Origin of the sequence: Azospirillum sp. A26, from assembly GCF_042604635.1 — a bacterium.
In the GTDB taxonomy this organism is placed as follows: domain Bacteria; phylum Pseudomonadota; class Alphaproteobacteria; order Azospirillales; family Azospirillaceae; genus Azospirillum; species Azospirillum palustre.
In genome coordinates, this window is sequence record NZ_CP170474.1 from 816,672 (window position 1) to 841,775 (window position 25,104).

A 25,104-nucleotide genomic window follows, 5' to 3' on the forward strand; every position below is an offset into this window, starting at 1 on the left:
CCGCCGCCGCCTGAGCGGTTTCGCGCGTCTGCTTACTAAAACGATTTACCGATTCACTCCCTTCGGAGAACACGCATGGATACCCATCTCGCCGCGGCCAAGCCGGTCGAAGGCTCCAACCGCACCGGCGCCCATGTCTTCGCGGCCGCCCTGAAGCGTCACGGCGTCGAGATGATCTTCGGGCAGAGCATCCCGTCGGCCCTGTTCCTGGTCGCGCCGGAGTTCGGCATCCGCCAGATCGGCTACCGCACCGAGAATGCCGGCACCGCCATGGCCGACGCCTACGCCCGCGTCAGCCACAAGGTTCCCGTCGTCACCGCCCAGAATGGCCCGGCCGCGACGCTGCTGGTCGCCGGCCTCGCCGAGGCGCTGAAGGCCAGCGTGCCCATCGTCGCCATCGTCCAGGACGTCCACCGCAAGCAGACCGACAAGAACGCCTTCCAGGAACTCGACCATCTGGAGCTGTTCCGCGGCTGCGCCAAGTGGATCAAGCGCGTTTCGGAGGTCGAGCGCATCGACGATTATGTCGACATGGCCTTCACAGCCGCCGCCTCGGGCCGTCCCGGCCCGGCGGTGCTGATCGCCCCCATCGACCTGTTCAACGACGTGCCTGCTCCCGGCGGCGGCGAACGTGTGGCTTCGCTCGGCCAGTTCCCGCTCGACCGCGTCGCCGCCGATCCGGCACGGGTGCGCGAGGCCGCGGCCCTGCTCGCTTCGGCCAAGGCGCCGCTGGTCATTGCCGGCGGCGGCATCCACCTGTCAGACGCCGCCGACGAACTGGCGGCACTCCAAAACCGCGCCTCGCTGCCCGTCGCCACCACCGCCATGGGCAAGGGGGCGGTGGACGAGCGGCACCCGTTGTCGCTCGGTCCGGTCGGCTATTTCATGGGCACCGGCGGCCGCACCCGCCATCTCCGCCCGATGGTCGAGGACGCCGACGTCATCCTGCTGATCGGCAACCGCACCAACCAGAACGGCACCGATAGCTGGTCGCTCTACCCTAAGACCGCCCGCTTCATCCATCTCGACGTTGACGGGCAGGAGATCGGCCGCAACTACGAGGCTCTTCGGCTGGTCGGCGACGCCAAGCTGACCCTGGCCGCCTTGGCCGAGGCCATGGAGGGTGAGGATCTCTCCGCCCGCCAGGCCGCCCGGCCGGCGGTGGAGACGCAGATCGCCGCCGGTCTGGCCGCCTGGAAGGACGATGTCGCCCGCGCCATCCCGATGGACGCGGCGCCGGTCCGGCCCGAGCGTCTCATGCGCGACCTCGACAGCGTGCTGACGCCGGACTCCATCGTGGTGGCCGATGCGAGCTACTCGTCGATCTGGGTCGCCAACTACCTGACTTCGCTCAAGCCGGGCATGCGCTTCGTCACGCCGCGCGGGCTGGCCGGGCTCGGCTGGGGGCTGCCCTTCGCGCTCGGCGCCAAATGCGCCCGACCGGACGCCTCGGTCTTCGCGCTGGTCGGTGACGGCGGCTTCGCCCATGTCTGGTCGGAACTGGAGACCGCCCGCCGCATGGGGCTGAACGTCGTGGTCGCCGTGCTGAACAACCAGATCCTCGGCTACCAGAAGCACGCCGAGAAGGTGCTGTTCAACGACTACTCCGACGTCTGCGACTTCGCCGCCGTCGACCATGCCGCCATCGCCCGGGCCTGCGGCTGTGCCGGTGAGCGCATCGAGACGCCCGACGCCTTCCTGCCGGCGCTGCAGCGGGCGCTGGCCGCCGGCACCAGCACGGTGCTGGACATCGTCACCGAGCAGCGCGCCCACCCGCCGGTCACGATGTTCGAAGGCAACGCCCGGCTGAACTATTGAACCGGTTCCGGCTTCAGGGAGGACAATCATGAAGAAGATCCTCAACAACCCCGCCGATTATGTGGATGAGATGCTGGATGGGCTGGTCGCCGCCCATCCGGAGAGCTACCGCCGCCTCGGCGAGACCGGGCGGGTGATCGCCAGGGCCGGCGGGCCGGTGCAGGGCAAGGTCGGCATCGTGTCGGGCGGCGGCTCCGGCCATCTGCCGACCTTCACTGGCTATGTCGGTCCGGGGTTGCTCGACGCCTGTTCCATCGGCAACGTCTTCGCCGGTCCCAGTGTCGGCGACTGCGTGGACGCCATGCGGGCGGCCGATGGCGGGGCCGGCGTGCTGCGGCTCTACGGCAACTACGGCGGCGACCGCATGAACTTCGACATGGCCGGCGAGATGCTGGAGATGGAGGGGATGGAGACGACCAGCGTGCTGGTTGCCGACGACGTCGCCAGCGCCGGGCCGGAGGAGCGGACCAAGCGGCGCGGTGTCGCCGGGCTGGTCTACGCCTACAAGATCGCCGGCGCGATGGCCGACCGGCCGGGCGCGACGCTGAGCGAGGTCACCGCGGCGGCGCGCAAGGCGGTTGCGGCGACCGTCAGCATCGGCGTTGCGCTGACCCCCTGCATCGTCCCGGAATCCGGCAGGCCGACCTTCTCCATCACCGACGACGAGATGGAGATGGGCATGGGTATCCATGGCGAACCCGGGATCTGGCGCGGGCCCCTGCGCCGCGCCGACGAGATCGCCGGGGAGATGCTGGACCGGCTGCTGGCCGACACCGGCATCGGCCCCGGCGAGCGGGTCTCGGTGCTGGTCAATTCGCTGGGCGCCACGCCGCATGAGGAGCTGTACATCCTGTACCGCCACCTCTCCCGCCGGCTGGCCGATGCCGGCGTTGCGGTCGCCGTCTCGCTGGTGGGGCGCTATGCCACCTCCATGGAGATGGCCGGGGCCTCGCTGACTCTGCTGCGCCTCGACGAGGAGTTGGAGGCGCTGCTGCGCGCCCCAGCCAGCTGCCCCTTCTGGAGCATGTGAGATGAACACGACTGAAAATGGACTGACGGTGGCGGTTCTGGCGTCGGCGCTCGACCGCTGGGCCGACCGGATGGAGGCGGCGGCCGACGAGCTGAATGCCCTCGACGGCCGTCTGGGCGATGGCGATCTCGGCGCCACGCTCGCAAAATGCGCCCAGAACATCCGTGCGATCCGCCCTGGTCTGGATGACGGCGGCACCGGGGACGGCGGTGTTGGAGACGGCGACCTCGGCCAAGCCTTCAAAGCCTGCGCGATGGCCTGCTCCAAGGCGTCGGGGTCGAGCTTCGGCACCTTGCTGGCTGTTGCCTTCCTCACGGCCGCCAAGGCGACCGCCGGGCGAACCTCCCTGCCATGCTCCGAGCTGCCGCAGTTGCTGGGGGACATCCTCAGCGCGCTTTCGGCCCGCGGTGGGGCGGCCCTGGGCGACAAGACCGTGCTCGACCCGCTGGATGCGGTGCGGGAGGCGCTGGCGTCGCTCGACGCCGGCGAACGGAGCGATACCGCCGCCCAGCACGGGGCGGCGACACGGGCCACCGACCGGACAATCGAGATCTTCCGGAACAAACCGAACCGCATCGGTCGCGCCCGCATGTTCGCCGAACGGTCGGTCGGGCTCGACGATCCAGGCATGATCGCGTTCCGGCATATGGTCGAAAGTCTCCGCCCGATAAGGCCTTGATATCGAGCGACCTGTCCGCACCGGCCGCGACCGGCGGTATGAGCTTCCCCCGGAACGATGGACACCGGGTTATGCGGCCTGAAGCTCGGCCTGCTCAGGTGTTCTATAGCCGATTGCCGAGTGGAGGCGTTGGCGATTGTAATAGCCTTCGATGTAGGCGAACAGGTCGCGCTTGGCATTCTCGCGTGTCGCGTACCGGTGATGGTGGACGAGTTCCGATTTCAGGCTTCCGAAGAAGCTTTCCATTGGTGCGTTGTCCCAGCAGTTCCCCTTACGGCTCATCGACTGGGTGATGTCATGGTTTTTCAGAGCCTTGCGGTAGTCTGCCGAGGCGTATTGGCAACCGCGGTCGGAATGGTGCAGAAGGCCGGGGGCGGGCTGCTGGCGCTGGAGGGCCATGGTGAGCGCCGCCAGCGGCAATTCGGTGCGCAGGTGATCGCGCATGGCCCAGCCGACCGCCTTGCGGCTGAACAGGTCGAGGACCACCGCCACGTACAGCCAGCCCTCGTCGGTCGGCACGTAAGTGATGTCCGGTGAGCCAGACCTTGTTCGGAGCGGTTGGAGCGAAGTTGCGGTCCAGGAGGTTGGGGGTGATCGGCAGGGCGTGGCGGCTGTCGGTGGTGCAGACCCGAAAGGCCCGGGGGCGCTGAGCCCGAAGGCCATGACGGTGCATGAGGCGTTCGACGCGCCCCCGGCTGACGGTCCGGCCCTGTGCCCGCAGGGCGGCATGAATGCGCGGGGCTCCGTAGCGCTCGCGGTGATCGGCGTGAAGTCGCCGGATGTCATCGAGCAACTGCCGGTTCGCCGCCTTGCGCGGGCTCTCCGGTCGCGTGCGCCAAGCATAATAGCCAGAAGACGACACGCCGAGGGCGTCGCAGAGCAATCGAACCGGGTATTCGTCGCGGCAGTCCTCAATGATCCGGAACCTCATTTCAGAGGCTCCGAGAAAATGCTCACAGTTTTTTTTAGTATGTCTCGTTCCATCTGGACACGATCCAGTTCGCGCTTCAAGCGCGCGATCTCCGCCGACTGATCGCCGGCGGCCAGCGGGGCCGGCGCCTGCTTGGTGGGGAGCTGCGCCGGCCCCGCTGACCCGGATACGCGCCGCCGCCAGGTGCGCAGCATCGACGGCTGGATGTCCAACTCCTTGGCAACGTGTTCCAGGGGCCGGCCACTGCTTTCCAGCAGGGCCACTGCCTCTCGCTTGAACTCATCCGTGAAAAAGCGCCGTGTCGTTGTCATGTCCACCTCTCCGCTCCCAACGGGAGCTTAACAAAGGTGTCCACCGATCCGGAGGAGGCTCACGCTCGGACTCTGCCGACGCAGAAGGCCGAGGCCGCCGCTGGCTGCACGGTCCTCAACATCATGGCAAGCCTCGGGATGCCGGTCTCCCGCAAGGTCGCCTGAACTCCAACGTTCTCAGGCGCAATCCGTCAACGCGCCGAGATTTGCACCAATGTTTCGCACGAGGGCAAGGTCAGTCTCCTGAGCCACCGCTCGCCGCGTCCGGAGGGGAGCTACCCGAAGTCCCGCCTATTCCGCCACTTGCGCCAAGGCGAAGCACTGGCGCTCGAATTCCCGCGCGAAGGCGGCGGCGTCGCACAGGCGGGAGGTGCGCATCAGCGGACGCAAGCCCTTGCGCTGGGCCGCCAGCCCTTCCCGGTCGGCGGCGAGCGCCGCAGCCTTCCGGATGTAGTCCTCGGGGTCGGCGGCGATCAGGTCCGGCCGGTCCAGCGCCGTCAGCAGCGAGGCGCCGACACGGGCGGCGTGACGGTCTCCCCGCAGGGTCAGCAGCGGCACGCCCATCCACAGCGCCTCGCAGCTGGTCGTCGTCCCGTTGTAGGGGAAGGGGTCGAGCGCGATGTCCATCCGGCCGTAGGCCTTCAGGTGCCCGTCATTGTCGGGGACCCGCGCCAGCAGTTCGATCCGGTCGGCGGCGATGCCGTGGACGGTGAACAGCCCGAGCATCCGCTTGCGCACCGCAGCGTCGATCAGCGGCCCGGCCTTCAGGACCAGCCGGCTGTCCGGCACCGCGCGCAGCACCCCTGCCCACAGCGCTGCGACGGCGGGATTCACCTTGTTCAGCGCGTTGAAGGACCCGAAGGTGACGAACCCGGCCTCCAGGCAGGGCGGCGGCGCCGGATCGGGGGTCGGCCCCAGCGGGCGATAGCAGAGGAAACCGCCGTCCAGCCGGACAAGACGCTCGGCATGGTGACGGTCGGCCTCGCCCGGCGGATCGGCGACGGCGTCGGTGAAACGGGCGCCGATCGCCGGCAGTCCGGTGGTCGCCGGATAGCCGAGCCACGAGATCTGCACCGGTGCCGGCCGAAGAGCAAAGACACCCAGCCGGTTACGCGCGGTATGTCCGGTCAGGTCGATCAGCACGTCGATCCCATCGGCCCGAATCCGCTCCGCCACCGCGGCGTCCGATGCGGCCTGGACGTCGCGCCAGCCGTCGACCGACCGCCGGACATGGTCGGTGATCACGTCCGGCATCTCGACGTTCGAATAGGCGTACAGTTCGACCCGCGTCCGGTCATGCGCCTCCAGCAGGGGCAGCAGGAACATCGCCACCGAATGCAGCCGGAAATCCGGCGAGACGTAGCCGATGCGCAGCCGCCGGCCAGCCAGCGGGCGCGGCGATGGCGCCGGCAGGGGAACCAGCGCGCGCCCGAACCGTTCGCCCCAGCGCCGGTGGGCGGCGCACAGCTCGGCCGGTGCCAGCGGTTCGCGGTAGTTCAGCGCCATCAGCCGGTTGCTGTCGGCGCCGGGATCGTCGGGGCGCAGTTCCGCCACCTTGCGATAAGCCTCCAGCGCCTCGTCGGCATCCCCCTGCGCCTCCAGCGCCGCGGCCAGACCGAACCAGGCCTCGACGTAATCGCCCCTGATTGCGACTGCCTGCCGGAAGCTGTGCACCGCCTCGCCAACCCTGCCCAGCCGTCCCAGGACCAGACCCAGATTGTTCAGGACGCCCGCGTCGCGGGGGGCGCGCAGCAGGGCTTGGCGCAGCAGCCGGTCGGCCTCCTCCAGGAAATCGGCGCTGAGCGCGGCGGTCCCGGCCAGGAACAGGAAATGTCCGTTCTGCGGCTGTCGGGCCGACAGGTCGCGGTAGACCTCGAAGGCCGCCTGCGGTTGGCGGTGGTTGGAAAGTACGGCGGCGAGGTTGAGACGGGCGTCGATCCAGTCGGGGCGCTCCTCCACCGCCCGGCGGAAGGCGGCGGCGGCATCCTCGCCATCGCCGCGCGCCGCCAGCGTCACCCCAAGCCCGTGATAGGCCTCGGCGAAGCGCGGCGCGCGCAGGATGGCGGCGAAGAAGCTCCGCTCGGCCTCGGCGAGCGCGCCGCTCTGGTGCAGCGCCAGCGCGAGGTTGTAGAGCCGCTCCGGCGTCGCCCCGCCGGCCTCGATGCTGCGGCGGAACAGCGGCACCGCCTTGGCCGCCGCCCCGGCCATCGCGGTGGCGCTGGCCAGGATGAACAGCGCCTCGGGGTGGCCGGACGCGTCGGCGAGCACGGATTCGGCGAGGGCCTGCGCGCGGGCCAAGTCGCCCTTGGCCAGGGCGTCGCTGGCCTCCGCCAGCTTGTCCGCCAACCTGTCCGCCGTCATGCGCCGGTTCCCTCCGTCTGCCCGTTTTCGACGAACGCCGCGAGCCGCGCGGCCACGGCCGCCACCACCTCCTCCCAGTCGCCTGCCCGTCTCTGGCGGAACAGGGTCATGGACGGGTACCAGGGGCTGTCGTCACGGTCGAGCAGCCAGCGCCAGTCCGGGCTGAAAGGCAGCAGCAGCCAGACCGGTCGTCCCAGCGCACCGGCCAGATGCGCGACGGCGGTGTCGACGGCGATGACGAGATCGAGGGTCGCCACCGCGGCCGCCGTCTCGGCGAAATCATGCAGCAGCCCGTCCAGCGGTACGATGCCGGCCGGCAGGGCTTCCGCCTCGCCTCCCGTCTCGCCTCCCGGCCCGATGCCGCCCGTCAGGGCATCGGCCTTCTGCAGGGCGAAGAATTGGATGTCCGGCAGAGCGAGCAGCGGGGCGAGGGCGGCGGCGGGCATCGAGCGCTCGCGGTCGCGGGCATGGGCGGGGCGGCCCTTCCACACCAGCCCGACCTTGCGCCGCGGGCCGGCGGCGGCGGCCAGACGGTCGGCCCACAGCGCCTGCCGGGTCGGTTCGGCGAACAGGTAGGGAAGGGCGTCGGGGATGGTCGTCAGCGTCGTGCCGAAGCGCGCGGGCAGGCTCAGCAGCGGGACATGGCGGGCGAAGGGCAGGTCGTCGTGGACGCGGGCCGGGCTGTCGGCTCGCGGCACCACCCGCACCCCGAAGCGGCCCAGGCTGTGCCACAGCAGGGTGAAGAGCGGCAGTTGCGCCTCGAAGACCACCGTGAAGCCGCGCTCCACCAGCAGGGGGAGGTAGCGCACGAATTGCAGCGTGTCGCCGAACCCCTGTTCGGCGGTGACCAGCAGCGGACCGCCGACGGCCAGCGGCCCTTCGCCCTGCCACACCGGCTGGGCGAAGGGCCGGACCTGCTCGCCGAAGCCGTCCCAGCGCCAGCGCCATTCGTACTCCGCCCAGCCCCGGGCAAAATCGCCTTGCAGCAACAGGCACAAAGCGAGGTTCCAGTGGGCGGCCGGAAAGTCCGGGCGCAGTTCCAGCGCCTTCTCGTAGCAGCCTCGTACGCTCAGCGCCGGGTCCAGGCTGCCGCGGGCATTGCCGAGATTGACCAGCGCGCCGGCCACGTCCTGGCTGGCTGGGACAGGCGATGCGTCGTCTCCGGGCTCACCCCCGTCAGGTCCGGTTTCCCCGGTCGCGGGCGGACGCTGCATCGCCAGGGCGAGGCCGAGGTTGCTGTAGGCTTCGAAGTAATCGAGCCGCAGGGCGATGGCCCGGCGGTAGCTGGCGATGGCTGCCCCCAGATCGCCGGCTCCCATCTGGGCGTTGCCCAGATTGTTGTGCGCCTCGGCCTCGTCGGGGTTCCCCTCCAGCAGGTCGCCCAGCCGCTCCACCGCTTCGGCATGGCGGCCCAGCGCCTGAAGCGTCGCGCCCAGATTGGCGTTGGCCCCCAGATGACCGGGAACCAGGACCAGCGCCTTGCCGAAGATGCCGAGCGCGTCCTCGTACCGTCGCGCGGTGTAGAACAGGCTGCCGAGCTGGTTCCAGCCGTCGGCAGCCTCCTGGGTCCGGCCGGCCTGCTCCAGCGCCATCGCCAGATTGTTCACCGTCTCCGGATTGCCGGGAGCCAGCCGCTCCGCCTGCGCCAGGAAGGTGAGCGCCTCCTCCAGCCGGCCGAGCTGTGCCAGGACGGTGCCGAGCAGGGCGTTCACCTCCGGATCGGCCGGACGGGCTGCCTGCACCGGTCCGTAGAGGGCGAGCGCCTCCTCCAGCCGGCCTTCCCGGTGATGAGCCGCGGCCAGGGCGACCGCTTCCTCGATGCGCAGCGTCTGCGTTTGCGGGGACGGGGGCGGGATCGGCGTGCCGGACATGCTGTCGCTCCGCGGGAGGGCTCAGTAGGCGATGGATAGGCCGAGATGGGGGCGGCCGAAGCGGTTCTCCCCCATGTTGGTCTGGCGGAGCTGGAAACCCCAGTCGAGCTTCAGCGTCACGTAGGGCGGCAGGCTGTAGCGGAGCCCGGGCCCAACCCCGAGCACAACCGTGTGCCGGTCATCCCCGGCCTGGCGGTGGCGCTGCGACGCTACGCCGTAATCGGCGAAAACCAGTCCCTGCAGGCTGTCGCCAAGGTCGCGCTCGCCGAACAGCTGCGCCAGGCTCGTCTCCGGAGAGCGCAGCTCGGTCGACAGCAGCAGCCCCTGGTCGCCCAGCACCTCGGACTCCGCATAGCCGCGCACGCTGGCGTTGCCGCCCAGGCTCAGCTGTTCCGACGGCAGCAGGTTGCCGCTCGACAACTGCGCCTGCCCCCGAACCAGCCAGGAAAGGTCGGCCGGCAGCCGGGTCAGCCGGTCAACCCCCAGCCGGGCGTAGCTGTAGCGCGCGTCCGCCCCGGCCCGGCTGGTGCGGAACACCCTGTTGCTGTTGCGGTCTCCGATGCCGCCGGGGCTGTGGAACAGGCTGGCGTTGAGCGCCGTCGCACCGGACTCGTCGGGGCGTGAGGCGCTGTAGGCCAGCACCGCCTGGGCGATGTCGGTGCTGCTGCGGAACACCGAACTGCCGCCGAAATCCAGGTTGTTGTTCGACCGCTTCCAATCGACGCCGCCCTGAAGCTCATGGCGGATCGTTCCCAGGTTGGGCAGCGGCACCGCGTAGCGGGCCGAGATTTGCGAGGAGCGGCCGGTCTGGCCGAAGCCGCTGCCGAGGTCGGGGTGGGTCTCGGTGTAGCTGCCGAAGACGGTCAGCGTGTGGCGCCAGGGCAGCGGCACGAACCAGCTGCCGGCATGGGTGACGGAGCGCGGGTCGCCACCCGGCCCGCGCAGGCCGCGGTCGAGCAGGTCGGGGCTGGCCGAGATCTGGTAGGAGATCTGCTGATCGGCCCAGAAAGCGTTGCCCCAGTTGAAGCCGGCGAACAGGCGGTCACGGCCGGTGGCGGCGGTGCCGGTGTTCTCGTAGCCGCCGAAGACGCGGACTGGGAAGCGGTCGGCGGTGCGCAGGACCACGTCGGTGGTGCCGGGCTCCGCGCCGCGCTGGTAGACGAGGTCGGTGTGGCGGAAGGGGTTGCGGTTCAGCCAGTCGATGTCCTCCAGCATGGTGGAGGCGCGGACGCGGTCACCGGGACGGGTGCGGATCTGCGAGGTCAGCAGGTCGTCGGAGAACCAGCGGTTGCCCTCGGCAGCGACGGCGCCGACCCGGAACTCGACGACGACGATCTGGACGGTGCCGGACGTGACGTCCTGTTCGGGAACGACGACGTCGACCAGCGGGCGGTCGTGCTCGCGGAACCACAGCACCGTGGTGCGGACGATGTCGTTGAGCCCGTCCAGGGTCAGCGGCCGGCCGAGACGGGAGGCCAGGGCCGCGCGGAAGGCCGGGTCGTCGGGGATGTCGAGGCCGGCGGCGGCGACACCGCGGCGGTCGCTCCCGCCGCGCCGGACGTCGGAGCCGGCGGGGACGAAGAGCAGGCCCTTCAGGTCGGCGGTGACGACGCTGTCGCCGGCGGGAACCGCCGGGGGCGGGGCCGGCAGGGCCGGGGCCTCGGCCGGCGGGTTGGCCGGCGGCTGCTTGGGCGCCACCCGCTCCCAGTCCTGGGCCGCTGCCGGGGCCGCCGCCAGCAGAAGGGCGAGGGAGAGGGAGACGGGGGTGGCGGCGGAACGGCGGATCATGGGGCGGTCTTCTTGTCGTCGGCGGTGCCGGTGGATGCGCTGGCGCCGTCGATGATGGCGACGGCCGGCTTGTCGTCGGCGCGGAAGGTGGAGAAGCTGGAGGCGGTGGCGAGCGCATTGCCCGTGCCGTCCGTGCCGGCGATGGAGGCCGATCCGCCTCCCGCGCCGGGGGCAGCGCCGGGGCCGGGCCGGGCGTTGGCCGGCTGGCTGTAGACGACCTGGAAGCCGCCGGCGCTGACCGACGCCTCGACCCGGCCGGCCGGCTGCCCGTTCGGCGGCGGGGCGGCGGGCGGCGGCGGGGCGACGAAGGACGTCACCGGAGCCATGACCACGCTTCCCGAACCGGCATTGCCGGCGGTGCCGGACGCCGTGCCGCCGATGACCGTCGTCTGCGGCACCAGGGCCGGCGGAACCGGGGCGGGGGCCGGCGGAGTTGGAGGCGGAGCGACCACGACGGGCGTGGTGGGCGTGACGGGCATGACGGGCGGCGCCACCACGACCGGCGGGGAAACCACGACGGGGGGAGACACCACCGGCGGCGGTGAGACCGGCGTCACCACCACGGGCGGCGGAGAAACCACCACCGGGGGAGAGACGACGACGGGCGGCGAGACCGGTGTCTCCACGACAGGCGGCGGCGAGACCACCACCGGAGGGGAGACCACGACAGGCGGCGGCGGCGGAGATACCGGAGGCGGCGGAGGCGGCGGGGGCGGGGGCGGGGGCGGCGGGGGCGGCGGGGGCGAAGAAATGCCGTTGCCGTAGAGGATCTGGTTGCCGGTCTCGGCGACCGAGCCCGGTGCGTAGGTCGCGTAGGTCTTCGCGGTGAGGACGCCCGGCGTCAGGCCGCCCAGCGTCGTGGTGGGCTGGTCGGCGGAATAGATCAGGAAGCGGCCGCTGGCGGTGCTGAGCGTTGCCGAGCCGCTGTTGTTGAAGACGCCGTTGTCGGCGGCCAGCACCAGCGCGTTTCCGGTCCCCGAGGCCGTCAGCGTGCCGCCGTTCAGGGTGATCCCGCTGTTGGCGGACAGGCCCTGGTTTAGGACGCCGATCGTGCCCCCGGTGACGGCGTCCAGCGTGATGTCGCCCGACGCGCTGTTCGTCTTGCCGGCGCCGGTGCGCAGCTCGATAGACACAGCGCCGGTGCCGGCATCGATCGTCGTACCGCCGGCCATGGTGATGACGGCGTTGCCGGCGTCGCGCTGGGAGTCGATGACCCCATTGGCCGTCAGGTCGTTGCCGATCAGCGTCAGGGTGCCGTTGTCGGTGGTGATGTCGGCGTTGATGAGGATCGACCGTCCGGCCTGGAGGGTCAGCGTCCCGCCGTTGCCTGAGGGGTTGTTCGCCGTGATTGCGCTGTTGACCGTGATGTCGTTGTTGGCCTGCAGCGTCACCGCCGTCCCGGTGTTCAGCACATCGGTGATGCGCGACGGCGCCAGCGTCACGGTCTGGCCGGCTGCCATGGCGTACCCCATCGCCGACGGCGGCAGCATGACGTAGACCCGTCCGCCGGTCCCGTCGCGGCTCGCCGCGATGATGACGGAACCGTCGGCGGCGGCGATGGTGGCGCCATTCCCCAGCCAAGCGTCGGGTTGCGAGCCGATGATGCTGTTGGCCTGCGAGATCGTGCCGGAGAGGCCGCTCGTCCCGTTGCCCCAGCTCACCGCGCCCGCGCTCGTCGCCGTGCCGTTGGCCCATTGATAGCTTGAGACGACGTAATTTCCGTTGGGAAGCGCGGTCACCTGATAGCCGACACTGTCATAGTCGGTGGTGCCGACGAGGCTGTTGGCGGCGGACACCGCACCGGCCACGCCGGCCGTGCCGCTGCCCCAGGTCGCCGCACCGGCCATGCTGGCGGTGCCGTTGGCCCAGCCGGTGGACCGGACCACGTAGTTGCCGTTCGACAATGTGGTCAGGTTCGACCCGACGTAATCGCCGCTGGAGGTGCCGACGAGGCTGTTGGCGGCGGACACTGCGCCGGTCACGCCGGCCGTGCCGTTGCCCCAGGTGACGAAGCCGGCGTTGCTCGCCGTGCCGTTGTCCCAGAAGGTACCGCGGACCACGTAATTACCGTTGCTCAGCCGGTCGATATTGAGATTGAGGAAATCGCCGTTGGTGGTGCCGACAAGGCTGTTGGCGGTGGACACCGTGCCGGTCACCCCGGTCGATCCGTTGCCCCAGGTCACCGCGCCGGCGCTGGCGACCGTGCCGTTTTTCCAGGAGGTGCTCTTGACCAGATAGTTGCCGTTGGACAGCACGGTGATGCCGTCGCCGATCTTGTCGTTGGCGGACGTTCCGATCAGGCTGTTGGCCGCCGAGAGCGTGCCGGTCATGGCGGCGGTGCCGCTGCCCCAGGTGACCGCCCCGACAAAGGTCACGGTGCCGTTCGACCAGCCGGTGGACTGGAGCACGTAGGCGCCGTTGGCGAGCTGCGTCATCTGCCCACCCACCGCGGCGAATCTGCTGGTTCCGATCAGGCTGTTGCTGGCGGACACGACCCCGGTGACGCCGGCGGTGCCGCTGCCCCAGGCAATCGCTCCGGCCGCCGTCACGGTCCCGTAATTCCAGTTGCTGGAGCCCGCCAGATAATTGCCGTTCGACAGGGTATAGACGTTGGACCCGACATAATCGTTGTTGGACGATCCCATCAGGCTGTTGCTGGACGAGACACTTCCCGTCATGCCCGTCGATCCGTTGGCCCAGCTCACCGCGCCAGCATTGCTAAAGGTGCCATTTTTCCAGTACTGGCTGACGATCAGGTAATTGCCGTTGGACAGCGGTCTTATGCTGGCGCCGATCTGGTCGCCGGCACTGGTGCCGACGAAGCTGTTTGCGGCGGACACCGCCCCCGTCACCCCGGACGTGCCATTGCCCCAGGTCGCCGCGCCCGCACTGGCCATGGTGCCGTTGCTCCAGCCATTGACGCCGACGACGTAATTTCCGTTGGACAGCGGGGTGACGATCGACCCGACCCGATCGTTGGCGGTGGTGCCGACAAGGCTGTTGGTGGCCGATACCACGCCGGTCACGCCGGCCGTGCCGTTGCCCCAGGTCACCGCACCCGCGCTGGTCGCGGTGCCATTGCGCCAGCCCCCGGCCATCGTCACGTAGTTTCCATTGGTCAAGGGCACCATGTTGGTCCCGACCCTGTCGCCGGTGGAGCTTCCCACCAGACTGTTGGCGGCCGACACCGCGCCGGTCACGCCGGCCGTGCCGCTGCCCCAGGTCGCCGCGCCCGCCGAGGCCGCCGTGCCGTTCGCCCAGGCCGTGGACATCACGATGTAATTGCCGTTGGACAGGGTGTTTATGGCGGAACCGACGGCATCGTCGGCGGAGGTGCCGACGAGGCTGTTGGCGGCGGACACCGCGCCGGTCACGCCGGCCGTGCCGTTGCCCCAGGTCACCGCACCCGCACCGGTTGCGGTGCCGTTCGTCCAGCTGGTGGACTTGACAAGGTAATTGCCGTTGGACAGCGTTATATAGCCCATGCCGACGTAATCGCCGCTGGCGGTGCCGACGAGGCTGTTGGCGGCGGACACCGAGCCGGTGATGCCGGTGCTGCCGTTGCCCCAGGTCACCGCACCCGCGGCGGTCGCGGTGCCGTTGCTCCAGTTGTAGGACACGACCAGATAGTGGCCGTTGGACAGCGTGGTCCAGCTCGAGCCGATCGTGTCGTCGGCGGCGGTGCCGACCAGACTGTTGGTGGCGGAGATGACGCCGCTGACCCCCGTCACGCCGCTGCCCCAGGTCAAGAACCCGGCATTGGTGATCGTCCCGTTGGTCCAATAGGGATTGCCGAGAAGGAAATTGCCGTTGGCGAGCAGGGTTATGTCGGAGGAGTTCTGTCCGATGTTGTCGTTGCTGTTGGCACCGTTCAGGGTGGAGATCAACGCCCCGGTCAGGCCGTTGAACAGATAGACCGCCCCGGCGTCGGTCGCCGCGAAATCGTCCTGCGACGCGCTGACGATGATGTTGCCGGTCGACAGCGCCTTGACCACGGCGCCGAACTTGTTGCCGGCCGCCGGATTGGGGTCGTTGAGCTGGAACTGCGGGTAGCCGTTGGCGGTGCTGTCGATCACGATGTTCTTGGGATCGAGCAGCAGCAAGCCGGTGCGCCCGGCCGCCGCCGAGGCGTCGCCGGTCCCGGCGAAGGTCAATGTGTCGTGCGACGACACCTCGATCAGGCCGCCGTCCCCGCCTTGCGGTCCGGCCTTGGCCGACGCGGCGCCGTAATAATCGGTCCGCGTCTCCGACCACACGATGATCCGGCCGCCGTCGCCGGCAGTGCCCGTCGCGTCGGCGCGCAGGCTGGTGGTCGGGCTGATGCGGGTGGTGCCCGCCTTCAGCATCGCGCCCGACCCCTGATAGTCCCCGCCGACCCGGATCGACCCGCCCTTGCCGCCGCCCGACGCGTCGGCCGACGCGTCCACCATCGTGACCGCGCCGGCGAACAGATCGACCGCACCGCCGGCCTGACCGCCCGTCGCATCGTGCCGGCCCGAGGTGAACAGCGTCGAGTCCGCCTGCGCGCCCGTCACCGAAACCCGCCCGCCGTCGGTCGCGCCGCGCGCCGACAGCGTCGAATTCGACGGCGCGATGTAGGTCTTGCCGAACTCCACCGAGACGCTGCCGCCCTTGCCGGCGCTGCCGTCGGCCGACAGCCGGCCCTGGTTCGACACCCGATCCGCCTTAACCGTCACCGAACCGCCGCGGCGGCCGTTGGCCGACAGCGTGCCAGTGTGCATCGCCACGCCGCCCGTCTTGACGGTCCCGGCCCCCGTGCCGGTGGTGACGGCGGTGGCCGCCACGCTGACGGTCCCGCCGTCGCCGGCCGCCGTCTTCGCCTCCACCGTGCCCGCCGTCGCCACGTTGCCGCCGGTCGCCGACAGCACCACCCGGCCACCGCGCGTCTCAACCCCGGTGGCGCGGATCAGCCCGCCGTTGTTGCCGGCCAGCGCATAGACGTTGCCGCCGGCCGCCTTCAGCTCCGCCGTCGCCGCCTCGATCAGGCCGGAGGTCTCGACCTTCCCGCCCGCCGTTCCGACCCGCACCAGGACCCGCTCGCCGTCGGCTCCGCTTTCGCTGAGCAGCACCTCGGTCCCCGACGCCAGCGCCGCCGTTCCCTTCGGCGCCCGGATCGTGCCGGAATTCACCACCTCCCGCGCGATCAGCACCACATCGCCGCCGGTCGAACTGATCTTGCCCAGGTTGGTGACCGTCGCGTTGCTGTCGCCCCGGAACACCAGGCTGCCGCCGGCCATGAAATGCTCGTTCAGCACGTCCATGGTGGAGGCGACGAAGCTGCCGCCGGTCACCACCACGCCGCTGTCGCCGATCACCACGCCCTGCGGGTTGATCAGGTAGAGCGATCCGGTCGCCTTCAGCGTGCCCAGGATCTGCGACAGGTTGCCGCCGGTCACCCGGTTCAGCGTGGCGCCTGCGCCGTTGTTGACCTGGACGGCGGCTCCCTGGCCGATCGAGAAGTCCTTCCACTCGATGATGCCGCGCGCGGTCGTCTGGTCGATGGTCATGGTGGCGCCGGAGCGGCTGATGCCGCCGCGCCCCGCCACGAAGGCACCCTCCACCGGCAGCATCGGCGCGGTCTGCGCCAGGGCGGCGGTGGCGGGGAGGATGGCGACCGTGGAGAACAGCAGCACCCGCAGGGATCCGTAACGCATCGCACGCACCTTGTTCCAGGAAGATTTGCCGGTTGACTTCGGGGATGTGAAGGCTTTGCCGGAGGTTCGGGACAGGCCCGGAACCCCGGCGCGCCGCGCCAGACCATGGCGGTCCTTTAGGGGGTGCAACCTAATGGTTGCTCATCACCATGTTCCATCTTTGAACCTTCGCCCGCAGGGGTTCCCGTGCCGCCGGTCCGGTCGGGTTCCGGACGAACATCACGTGAGACTGCTGCCCTGTCTCAAAGTAATTACCTCATTCTGCTATCATATAGAGTTCGTTCAATGCCTGTGAGTCAGCAAATGAAACGAATTGCAACTTCTTGAACAGTTGGTTTAGCGTTATCTTTCACTATCTTTCATTTCCTTTCAGAAGTTTTCGTCTCCCAGTTAATTGGAAGAAATTATGTTTCTTGCTTTGCGTTCGATTCATTCAACGCAGCCGCGCTTCGGTCGGCGAATGTCACGTTTGCGGGCGAGGGATTGCAGCTCCGCTACTCTTCCGAGGACGGCGTGTTCAATGAATCGTTGCGACGGCCGCTTCGAGGCGGCGGTTTCCTGGAACACCGGGCATGCCTCTCGAAATGAGCGCTTCCTGGCGGCAGTCATTTTAAAAGGCGGCGACCACCAGTAATTGTCTCGAAGCGGAGTGGCCTGACCTTCATTTCAGATCGACCTTTCGAGCTTGCCGACGCCGGAATTCTTTTTGTTGGAGAGGGGCGATAAGATCGCTCTAATATTTCACGGTGCTTTTATGTTTCACAATCTTTCATTTTCCGGCTGGCGGCTAGCCTGTATGGTGTCAATCGAAGCCAGATTCCGGTCGTCTTTGAAGGTCGAAAGCGGATCCTTATGGAGGCGAAACGGAAGGCCGTTCATCGATGGCGTGCGGCTTTCGCCGCCGGATGGCGGGAGAGAAACTCGTGGATCGGGATGTGCGGCGCGTGAAACGGCATTGGATCGCGGCGTGCAGCCTCATCGCCCTGTGTCTGAGCCTGGCCACCACCATGGTGCGGGCGGAACCCGTGCTGGTCGACGGCCGGGACCGCGTGGAGCTGTCGGATTTTTCCATGCGGCGCGATCCGGGTCGGCGATTGTCGATCGACGACCTGCGGGGAGGCGAGGCAGGCTCGTTCACGCCGTCTTCCCGCCTGTCCCAGGACTATAGCCTCGGGATCACCCGCGACGCCTTGTGGCTGCGGACCGAGATCGACGTTCTTCCCGCGGCCGCCGGGCGCCGCATCCTTACCCTGGCGGTGCCCAACTTCGACCGGATGGAGGTGTGGGCCTCCTGGAGCGTGTCGCCGGACCCGGTCGCGGTCCTGGGCGACCGTGTTCCGCAGTCGTTGCCGGTCCGCCGCAATGCGGCCTTCATCGATCTGCCGGCAGGCCACCACACCCTGTGGTTCCGGGGGGTGACCAGCGGCTCGATGGCCGTCCCGCTCGATCTCTGGCGTCCTGGCGCCCTGATGCGGACCGAGCAGGTCGAGAATCTAATGCATACGGCGCTGATCACCATCGTCGTGCTGCTGGGGGTCGTCGCCCTGGCGCTGGCGATGGCGCTGACCAGCGTGGCGCTGGCGTTCTACGGCGTTTCGGCTCTGGCGGTCGCCGGACACATCCTGGCGATGACCGGTCTGGACAGGCTGCTGTGGGGGCGGCACGTGCTGCCCGGTGACAACAATCCCTTCGTCTGGCTAGTCGTCTCGGGAGCATTCGGCATCGGGTTCCTGTTCGCGGCGCTGCCGATGCGCCGCGATGTCCGTTGGATCGCCCCGATCCTGGCGACGCCGGTCCTGTTCGGCGTCCTGATGCTCGCGGTCTACGATCTGTTCATCGAGGGCGACCTGGAGCCGGACGTGATCCTGCGCCCGCGCAACCTTGCGCTGCTGATCCTGGTGACAGGTCTTGCCGCCAGCATCCAGTCCTGGCTGGCGGGCGGGCACCGGGCCGCGCGTTACATGATTGCCGGCTGGACGGTGCTTGCGGCCGGCAACGTGGTGACGGCGCTGCGCAATGCCGGCATCGTGCCGTGGGTGGAATCGACCTACTTCCTGCCGGTCTACGCGCCCATGGCCGAAATGCTCCTGTTCGGGGCCATGATGGCGGCGCAGTTGCGTCTGCTGCGGGTGGAGAAGGAGAACGCCCAACGTGCCCTGGTGGTCGCCCTGCGCCGCAACGAGGCCGAACTGGCGGAACGGGTAACGCAGCGCACGGCGGCGCTCGATCGCGCCAACGTGGCGTTGCAGGATCGCGAAGCGCAGCTTCGCCGGACGCTGGAGGCGGTGCCGCTCGCCATCGTCATCAGCCACAGAACCCGCGTGACTCCTCTCTACGCCAACCGGCGCGCGCGGGAGTCGCTGGGGGGCAGCGATCTCTATCACGACCCCGCCGACCGCGGCCGGCTGCTGGCCCTGCTGGAGCGCGACGGGCGGGTGGAGAACGCCGAGATCGAGATGCTGGACGCTGCCGGCATCCGGTTCTGGGCGCTGGCATCGATGGTGCCGCTCGACTACCAGGGCCAGCCGGCCCGGCTGCTCGCCGTCAACGACATCACCAGCCGCAAGCAGCTCGAACAGGAACTGACAAAGGCGAAGGAGATGGCGGACGCCTCCGTCGCGTTGGAAAGGGCCGCCCGCGAGGCCCAGCGCCAGTTCCTCGCCATGATCAGCCACGAGTTCCGGACGCCGCTGGCGGTGATCAGCACCGCTGCCCAGAACATGGCGCTGACGGCCGGGGACGAGGCGACCGTGCAGCGTGTGCAGCGGATCGAACGGTCGGTGCGCCATATGAACGGCATGATCGACGCCTGCCTGCTGGACGACCGTATCGAGGGGGCGGGCCTGATGCTGCGCTCCAACCGGTTCGATCCGGCAGCTCTGCTCCGCCGGATCGTAGAGGCGGCCGAGGGAGCGTCTCCGCATCACACCTTCGCCGTGAGGCTCGACGACGTGCCGGACCTGACCGGTGACGAACCGCTTCTGGGCATGGCACTGGCCAACCTGATCGAGAACGCGGTGAAATATTCCGGCCCGGCCAGCGTGATCGAGGTCGGGCTGCGGCGGGAGGGGCAGGAGACCGTATTCTGCATCGCCGACCGGGGGCCGGGCATCCCGGAGGTCGAGCGTGAGCGCATTTTCGAGAAATATTACCGGGGAGCCGGCTCCGCACGTGTTCCGGGAGCGGGGCTGGGGCTGCATCTGGTCCGCCATATCGTGTCGGCCCATGGCGGCACTGTCGGCATGCGGAACCGGCCGGACGGGGGGACGCTGTTCACGATCCGGCTGAACGTCCTGGAAGACCTGCCGGCAGATGGCGATGACGGATTCGGCTGGGGGAGCATCCCGGAGAGGGCGAAGAACGGAAATGGCTGAGACTGGAGGGCCCCCGGCGATGCTGGACGTGCTGGTTGTCGAAGATCATGCGGATCTGAGCGAGGAGATCGTCTCCTATCTCCGGGCCCGTGGCATGACCGTGCGCGCTGCCGATTGCGGCCGGGCGATGGATCAGGCCATCGCCGAGCGTCGTCCCGACCTGATCCTGCTCGATCTTGGCCTGCCGGAGGAGGACGGCGTATCGATCGCCCAACGGTTGGCTGCCGGTGTCCAGCCCGGCGAACGCGAACTCGGGGTGGTGATGATCACGGCGCGCGGCCGTGTCGAGGACCGCATTCTGGGCTTGAATGCCGGTGCCGACATTTATCTGGTCAAGCCGCTGGACATGCGCGAACTGGAGGCTGCCATCGGCTCGGTGGTGCGGCGTCGCCGTGGTCCGGCCGGCCCCGCCGCGCTTGCCCAGCGCCCATGGCGTTTGGAAGCAACGCACTGGCGCCTGATGACGCCGGGCGGAAAGGCGGTCGCCCTCAGCGACGCCGAGGTCAAGCTTCTGGCGCCCTTCTTCGAATTCCCCGAGCAGGTGATCCAGCGGCGCGTGCTGGCCGAGCGTCTGATGGTGGACGACCGCAGCATCGACCTGCTGATTCACCGGCTGCGTCGGAAGGTGGAGGGCGAGGCCGGAGAAATCCTGCCGTTACGGACCTTGCGGTCTCGTGGCTATGCCTTCGCCGCACCTGTCGCACCTTGAAGAAGGGAGCCGGTCCACATTTCCTGAACAGATGTGCGGCTGAAATAAGCTTGGCTCCGGTTCCTGTTATGCCGCCAATCTGATCTGGTGTGCCCTGGTAGGCCTCCGCCGGGGTTCTGCCGCCGAGTGCCGAGTGCGGGCGGTGGACGTTGTAACAATCGATCCAGCGGCCGATCCCAGCCCTGGCCTCGCTGCCGGTCTCGAAGGCGTGGAGATAGACGCACTCGTATTCCATCGGTCATCCATCGATACCCGGATGCCGGCCGCGGTCAAGAGGCCAGTGAAGCGCGGGCTGGTGAACTGGCTGGCCTGATCGGTGTTGAAGATGTCCGGCCGACCGTGCCGCTTCATCGCCTCCTCGACGGCCTCGATGCAGAATTCGACGTCCATGGTGTTCGACAGCCGCCAGCTCAACAGCTTGCGCGTCGCCCAGTCCATCACCGCCACCAGATAAAATGTCCGTGCCGGCGCAGATGTCGGGTCATCTGCCGGCTGCCGTACCAGGGCGCTTCCAGGAACAGCCCGTCAATCGGCCGCATCGGCTTCAGGCTCTCGGCCGGCTCGCCTTTGGCCGGTCCGTAGAGCTGGACCGGCCGATCGAAACCAGCTCGCACTGGCGGGTGATCGACAGGGGCGGATGATCCGCCTCGACCGGCTCCAGCGCCACCTTCGCCTTGAACTCCGCCGAATACCGCTTCCGCTTCCCCGTCATCGGGTCCGTCCTTCTTCCTGGGCGAACCAAGCTTATTCGACTGTCCGGAAATTGGGGACCGGCTCAGCTGCTGACCGGCGCCGTCAGCCCGCATCTCATCTCTCCTGATGGCGCTTCTCCGCTGGCGGGATCGCTGCGAACCGCGCGTTCCTGAAGTCGTAAAGCAGGCGGAAGGCGTCGGCCCCCGGTCGCGCGTGGTCCCGGAAGGCGCTTTCGGGAAGCCGGTACAGGCGGCCATCGCGGGCGAAGACGAGGTCGCCGCCGTCCCAGTCGGCCCAGTCGCTTCCGGGGAGATCGACCAGCACCTGTCCTTCCTGATCAAGGACGCGATGGCTGAGGTCGTACCAGGCGCTCTTCCTTCGACCGATGGCATGCAGCAACTCTTGCAGCCGCCGTCCGCCCTCTCCCTCCTTCTCGACGGTCCGCGGGGTTTCGAATGCGTAGAACGCCTTGGCCCGCCGTCCGCCTTTCCGCCCCTGGCCTTCGGCGACCATGCGCCAGCCGTCGCGGCTGCGGATCACCCAGTTGACCGGATTGTCCTCCCCACCGCCCGACCTCTCTCCGAGCGGCTTCACCCGCATGCCCGCAGCCAGCCGAAACCCTTCGGCCAGTTCGAAGCCCATCGAATCGGGGGCGGCCCGATGGTTGAGAAGGAGCGTCTCCTCGTCCTCGAACACGCCGCCGCCGCCCCAGCCGTCGCCCTTCGGCCACAGCGCCAAAGCCGTGACGAAGGGGGGCTCGGACAAGGCCGTCCAACTCCCGTAGGGTGGGCGATAGGTCGCCGCAAAGTAGACCAGCAGCCTGCCCGAGGGAGAGAGATCGCATCGCCGTTCATAAATGCGGCCCTTGAACCACTGGCCATGCTCGAATGTGTCGTCCTGCAAATCCCAACGGATCAACTGGACCTGTCGTGATGGCCCGCGCCGAAAGATCACACCTGTCCGCGCCGTTCGGGCAAGGATCGCATAGAGCCGCGTCGCCGCCGGCGACCTGCCTGCCGCTACGGAGACGCCCGCAGCCTCACTGCCCTCGATGGCCGACCCGGTTTTCTTCACGTCATCGTTCAATCGGTCGCCTCGCAGATGGCTGAATGCATTTAGATCGGATCGACACTCCAGGTCGAAGCAGTCTTACGCAATCCGGCTTGGCGGCTGGCCGGGGACCGCCACAGTGCAGACTCCTGAGGTAGCCTTCATGGGCATTGTGGGTAGCGGTGAATCACCATTCCTCTACTTTTCGCCCATTGGAGAACACGCGTGCAGCGGGTTAAGCCAAGATGGAGTTCGCCAGTAAACCCGTCTCCGGATCGATCCTGCTACCGTCCATGCATGACCCACCCGACAACGCCCCATCACCGTATTTCCCAGCCCGGTCGGGAACGCAAGCTCCCCGGAAGCCCGGCTAGGAGACGGATGCCTGTTTCCTCTGCGACCGGCCATGGGGAAATCCCAGATGGGCTTCGGCCCGACGCTGCCGGTTGATCGTCACAAATCCAAGGAGATTTTCGATGAAGGCTGTTTGCACGCTGTCAAAGGGGACGGTTCGCGCCGCGCTTCTGGCTTTCACCGCCTTTTCGACGCTCGCGCTCCAGCCCGTCGCCACCCAGGCGCAGATGCCCGACCCCGACAGCTTCCATCAGATGATGAGCAACCAGCTTGGCATCCTCAAATACTGCACCGGCAAGGGCTTCCCGTCCCAGAAGGCGGTTGCGACCTACGAGAAGTACATGGCCTCGATGCCGGCGCCGAAAGATGCCGCAAAATCGGCGCTCTATCTCCGGAAGGGCCAGGACGGCGTGATCTACAACGGCGAGCAAAGCCAGCTGCGCCTGGAGCAGATGGCGGAGGGCCTCAACCAGACGCCGGAGGAATTCTGCAAGTCTTACGATGAGAACGCCAAGGCGTTCGAGAACGCCCAATAACGCGATCCCCAGCACCATGATTCTGGGAAATGCGATCTTCGTCTTGCCGTCGGACGCCCGCCATGCCGGGCGTCCGACGCGGGACGGCAAAGGAGTTTCCATGCCGAATACCCGTTCCATCCTGCTTCTCGCCACGCTCCTCGTCCTGCCGGCGACCGGCGTCCAGGCCGAAGGCGGGGGCGGACTTGCCGAACGCCGTGCCATCGCCGCCTATTCCAAGGATGTCTGGCCGCCGCTCGAGAAATCCATCCAGGATACCGCCGGCTTCGCGGTTCCCGTCTCGCTGGATCTGAAGAGCCTGGCGTTGCCGGGCTATGCGGACAGCTACGGAAACGACGACTACCTCCGCAAGCCGATCATTGATCCCCTGATCAAGGCGCTGTCCGCCATCGGTTCCGACGAGATGGGCCGGCAGGCGCTCAAGGACAAGCTGAAGTCGATCACGATTTCCTACGACGAGGCGACGGCGCCGGCTTCGAACTACCGGGATGGCGTTACCTTCGCCGACGGCGCGCTCAAGCTGAACTGGAAACCCTTCGCGAATGTCGACGACCTCAATCCCCGCGTGAAGGCGATCACCGACGTTCTGGAGAAGAACCTCTGATCACCATTCCCCGTCGTCCGATGCCGGCGGCCTTCCCGGCGGCATCGTCCCGGAAAGAGACCCCATGCCCATCCTGAAGAAAACCGGCTCCGTCCTCCTCGGGGTCATCCTGCTGGCCGTCATCTTCCTGGCGAAGGACGGTGACGTTCAGTCCCTCCTGCGCGACCTCGGCCTGTCCGGAAACAGTCAAGGCAGCGCGGCGTCGGGCAGCGCACCGACCGGGACGGCGGCACCTGCCACGGAAGCGAACACGCTTGCCGGCAAGCTCACGCCGTTCATCACCTGCCTCAATCGCGTCGACGTCGCCATGCGCAACAATTACGAACCCTACAGCCGCTCCTTTCCGGCTGCCTTCAATGGCGGCACGATCTATCACCGCAGCTTCAAGATCGCGCCCTACGAGGTGGACAACCGCTTTACCAAGGATTGCGCGTCGGGCCTGGTCGCGGCCAGCAAGACCGCGCCCGCGAATTCCGAACTCGATGGGTCCGCTGTGCGCTACGCCGACGCCCTGACGGCGCTGGTTCCGCTGCTGAACCAGACCGACGATTATCTGAACCAGCAGAATTACCGCGACGATGGCTGGCGCCGGATGCGCGAGGACCTGCATCCGAAACTCACCGCCTCCTTCGCGACCTTCTTCGAGGCCTCCGACCGGATGCGCGTCGCCGTCGAGGCCGCGAACCTCGTGGTCGCCGAACAGCGGCTGAACGACATCGAGAAACGGGACGGCCGCGCTTATCGCTGGCACGAACTGAACGTGATGCATCGCGCCCGTCTCAGCTTCGACAGGACCGAACAGGCGGTTCGGAACGGCAAGGTCGAGACGGCGGAGGTCGAAGCGGCCGAGCAGAGCTTCTCACAGGCGCTCGATGGGGCCCGCGCCTACATGGCGGCCAATCCCACGGTGACCACCGCGCTCGGTAACAAGCCGGTGCTTTTCTACATCGAATCGAAGGCCGTCGATTTCCTGACGGCGCTCAAGACGCTGCGGCGCGACACCGCCGGCGGCGACACCCGCAAGCTCGGCCCGGACCTGAACCGGATCACCGAATCGTTCAACAGCCTGGTGGACGATTACAACCTGCGGGTCAAGAACGGCCAGTGACGGCGGTTCCCTTTCCATGCAGCCGGGCTTGTGCACCTCGCCGGGAGACGACGGTGATCCGGATCAGGCTGGCCAGCACTCGCCCGGCCGGCTCCTCGATCTCCGTTGAGACCGCCAACAGGTCGACGTCGAGGCCCCGCGCCTGGTGCCCGATGTCCGGCGGCGACGGCGCGGTGCCGCCCTGGACGATCACCTCGCCGGTACCGCCGCGG

General features: G+C 68.3%; 14 protein-coding genes and 3 pseudogenes. 9 read left to right on the forward strand and 8 right to left on the reverse strand.

Features of this window, described 5'->3' with window-relative positions; all coding sequences use genetic code 11:
• The first annotated feature begins 75 nt into the window (after positions 1-75).
• Genes ABNQ39_RS27335 through ABNQ39_RS27345 form a run of 3 tightly spaced genes read left to right on the forward strand, consistent with a single transcriptional unit; the run spans position 76 to position 3,527 of the window.
• Positions 76-1,818, forward strand: coding sequence for an acetolactate synthase catalytic subunit (locus ABNQ39_RS27335; RefSeq protein ID WP_376964446.1), 1,743 nt, complete (start codon positions 76-78; stop codon positions 1,816-1,818).
• Between the two features lie 28 nt (positions 1,819-1,846).
• Positions 1,847-2,848 (forward strand): dihydroxyacetone kinase subunit DhaK, encoded by a 1,002-nt coding sequence (locus tag ABNQ39_RS27340; protein ID WP_376964449.1) that lies wholly within the window; start codon positions 1,847-1,849, stop codon positions 2,846-2,848.
• A 1-nt stretch (position 2,849) separates the two neighbouring features.
• A complete protein-coding gene (locus ABNQ39_RS27345) occupies positions 2,850-3,527 on the forward strand; it encodes a DAK2 domain-containing protein (RefSeq protein ID WP_376964452.1) in 678 nt (225 codons plus the stop codon).
• 69 nt (positions 3,528-3,596) lie between these two features.
• Here ABNQ39_RS27345 and ABNQ39_RS27350 read toward each other — a convergent pair.
• Positions 3,597-4,769, reverse strand: a pseudogene (locus tag ABNQ39_RS27350) (IS3 family transposase).
• 63 nt (positions 4,770-4,832) lie between these two features.
• Here ABNQ39_RS27350 and ABNQ39_RS27355 point away from each other — a divergent pair.
• Positions 4,833-4,934 (forward strand): annotated as a pseudogene (locus tag ABNQ39_RS27355) (IS5/IS1182 family transposase); the annotation flags it as partial.
• A 126-nt stretch (positions 4,935-5,060) separates the two neighbouring features.
• Here the strand turns inward: ABNQ39_RS27355 and ABNQ39_RS27360 are convergent.
• From ABNQ39_RS27360 to ABNQ39_RS27375, 4 genes are read right to left on the reverse strand one after another with little or no spacing between them, the layout of a single operon-like run.
• On the reverse strand, positions 5,061-7,130 hold the full coding sequence (locus tag ABNQ39_RS27360) for a tetratricopeptide repeat protein (protein ID WP_376964455.1): 2,070 nt from the start codon (positions 7,128-7,130) through the stop codon (positions 5,061-5,063).
• Positions 7,127-9,001: a tetratricopeptide repeat protein gene (locus ABNQ39_RS27365; protein WP_376964458.1), complete on the reverse strand. Its 1,875-nt coding sequence runs from the start codon at positions 8,999-9,001 to the stop codon at positions 7,127-7,129. Before ABNQ39_RS27365 ends, ABNQ39_RS27360 begins: the two co-directional genes overlap by 4 nt.
• 21 nt (positions 9,002-9,022) lie before the next feature.
• Complete coding sequence (locus ABNQ39_RS27370; RefSeq protein ID WP_376964461.1) at positions 9,023-10,789, reverse strand: ShlB/FhaC/HecB family hemolysin secretion/activation protein; 1,767 nt, start codon at positions 10,787-10,789, stop codon at positions 9,023-9,025.
• Positions 10,786-16,464 (reverse strand): two-partner secretion domain-containing protein, encoded by a 5,679-nt coding sequence (locus tag ABNQ39_RS27375; RefSeq protein WP_376964464.1) that lies wholly within the window; start codon positions 16,462-16,464, stop codon positions 10,786-10,788. The genes ABNQ39_RS27370 and ABNQ39_RS27375 overlap by 4 nt, the downstream gene beginning before the upstream one ends.
• A 944-nt stretch (positions 16,465-17,408) precedes the next feature.
• Here ABNQ39_RS27375 and ABNQ39_RS27380 point away from each other — a divergent pair.
• The gene (locus ABNQ39_RS27380) at positions 17,409-19,838 is read left to right on the forward strand and encodes a sensor histidine kinase (protein WP_376964467.1); all 2,430 of its coding nucleotides are present in this window, start codon (positions 17,409-17,411) and stop codon (positions 19,836-19,838) included.
• A gap of 19 nt (positions 19,839-19,857) precedes the next feature.
• The gene (locus ABNQ39_RS27385; RefSeq protein WP_376964470.1) at positions 19,858-20,547 is read left to right on the forward strand and encodes a response regulator transcription factor; all 690 of its coding nucleotides are present in this window, start codon (positions 19,858-19,860) and stop codon (positions 20,545-20,547) included.
• A 79-nt stretch (positions 20,548-20,626) separates the two neighbouring features.
• On the opposite strand, the pseudogene ABNQ39_RS27390 reads toward ABNQ39_RS27385, so the two are convergent.
• Positions 20,627-21,199: pseudogene (locus ABNQ39_RS27390) on the reverse strand (DDE-type integrase/transposase/recombinase); the annotation flags it as partial.
• Positions 21,200-21,354: 155 nt separating this feature from the next.
• Entirely contained in the window at positions 21,355-22,326 is a 972-nt protein-coding gene (locus ABNQ39_RS27395; protein WP_376964473.1) for a hypothetical protein, read from the reverse strand.
• 440 nt (positions 22,327-22,766) lie between these two features.
• Here ABNQ39_RS27395 and ABNQ39_RS27400 point away from each other — a divergent pair, with 440 nt between their 5' ends.
• From ABNQ39_RS27400 to ABNQ39_RS27410, 3 genes are all read left to right on the forward strand, one after another.
• Complete coding sequence (locus ABNQ39_RS27400; RefSeq protein WP_376964476.1) at positions 22,767-23,180, forward strand: hypothetical protein; 414 nt, start codon at positions 22,767-22,769, stop codon at positions 23,178-23,180.
• A 100-nt stretch (positions 23,181-23,280) separates the two neighbouring features.
• Complete coding sequence (locus ABNQ39_RS27405; protein ID WP_376964479.1) at positions 23,281-23,784, forward strand: hypothetical protein; 504 nt, start codon at positions 23,281-23,283, stop codon at positions 23,782-23,784.
• A 64-nt stretch (positions 23,785-23,848) separates the two neighbouring features.
• Positions 23,849-24,892, forward strand: a complete 1,044-nt coding sequence (locus ABNQ39_RS27410) for a DUF3829 domain-containing protein (RefSeq protein ID WP_376964482.1) — start codon at positions 23,849-23,851, stop codon at positions 24,890-24,892.
• Here ABNQ39_RS27410 and ABNQ39_RS27415 read toward each other — a convergent pair.
• The gene (locus tag ABNQ39_RS27415) at positions 24,876-25,085 is read right to left on the reverse strand and encodes a hypothetical protein (protein WP_376964484.1); all 210 of its coding nucleotides are present in this window, start codon (positions 25,083-25,085) and stop codon (positions 24,876-24,878) included. The genes ABNQ39_RS27410 and ABNQ39_RS27415 overlap by 17 nt on opposite strands.
• Between the last annotated feature and the right edge of the window lie 19 nt (positions 25,086-25,104).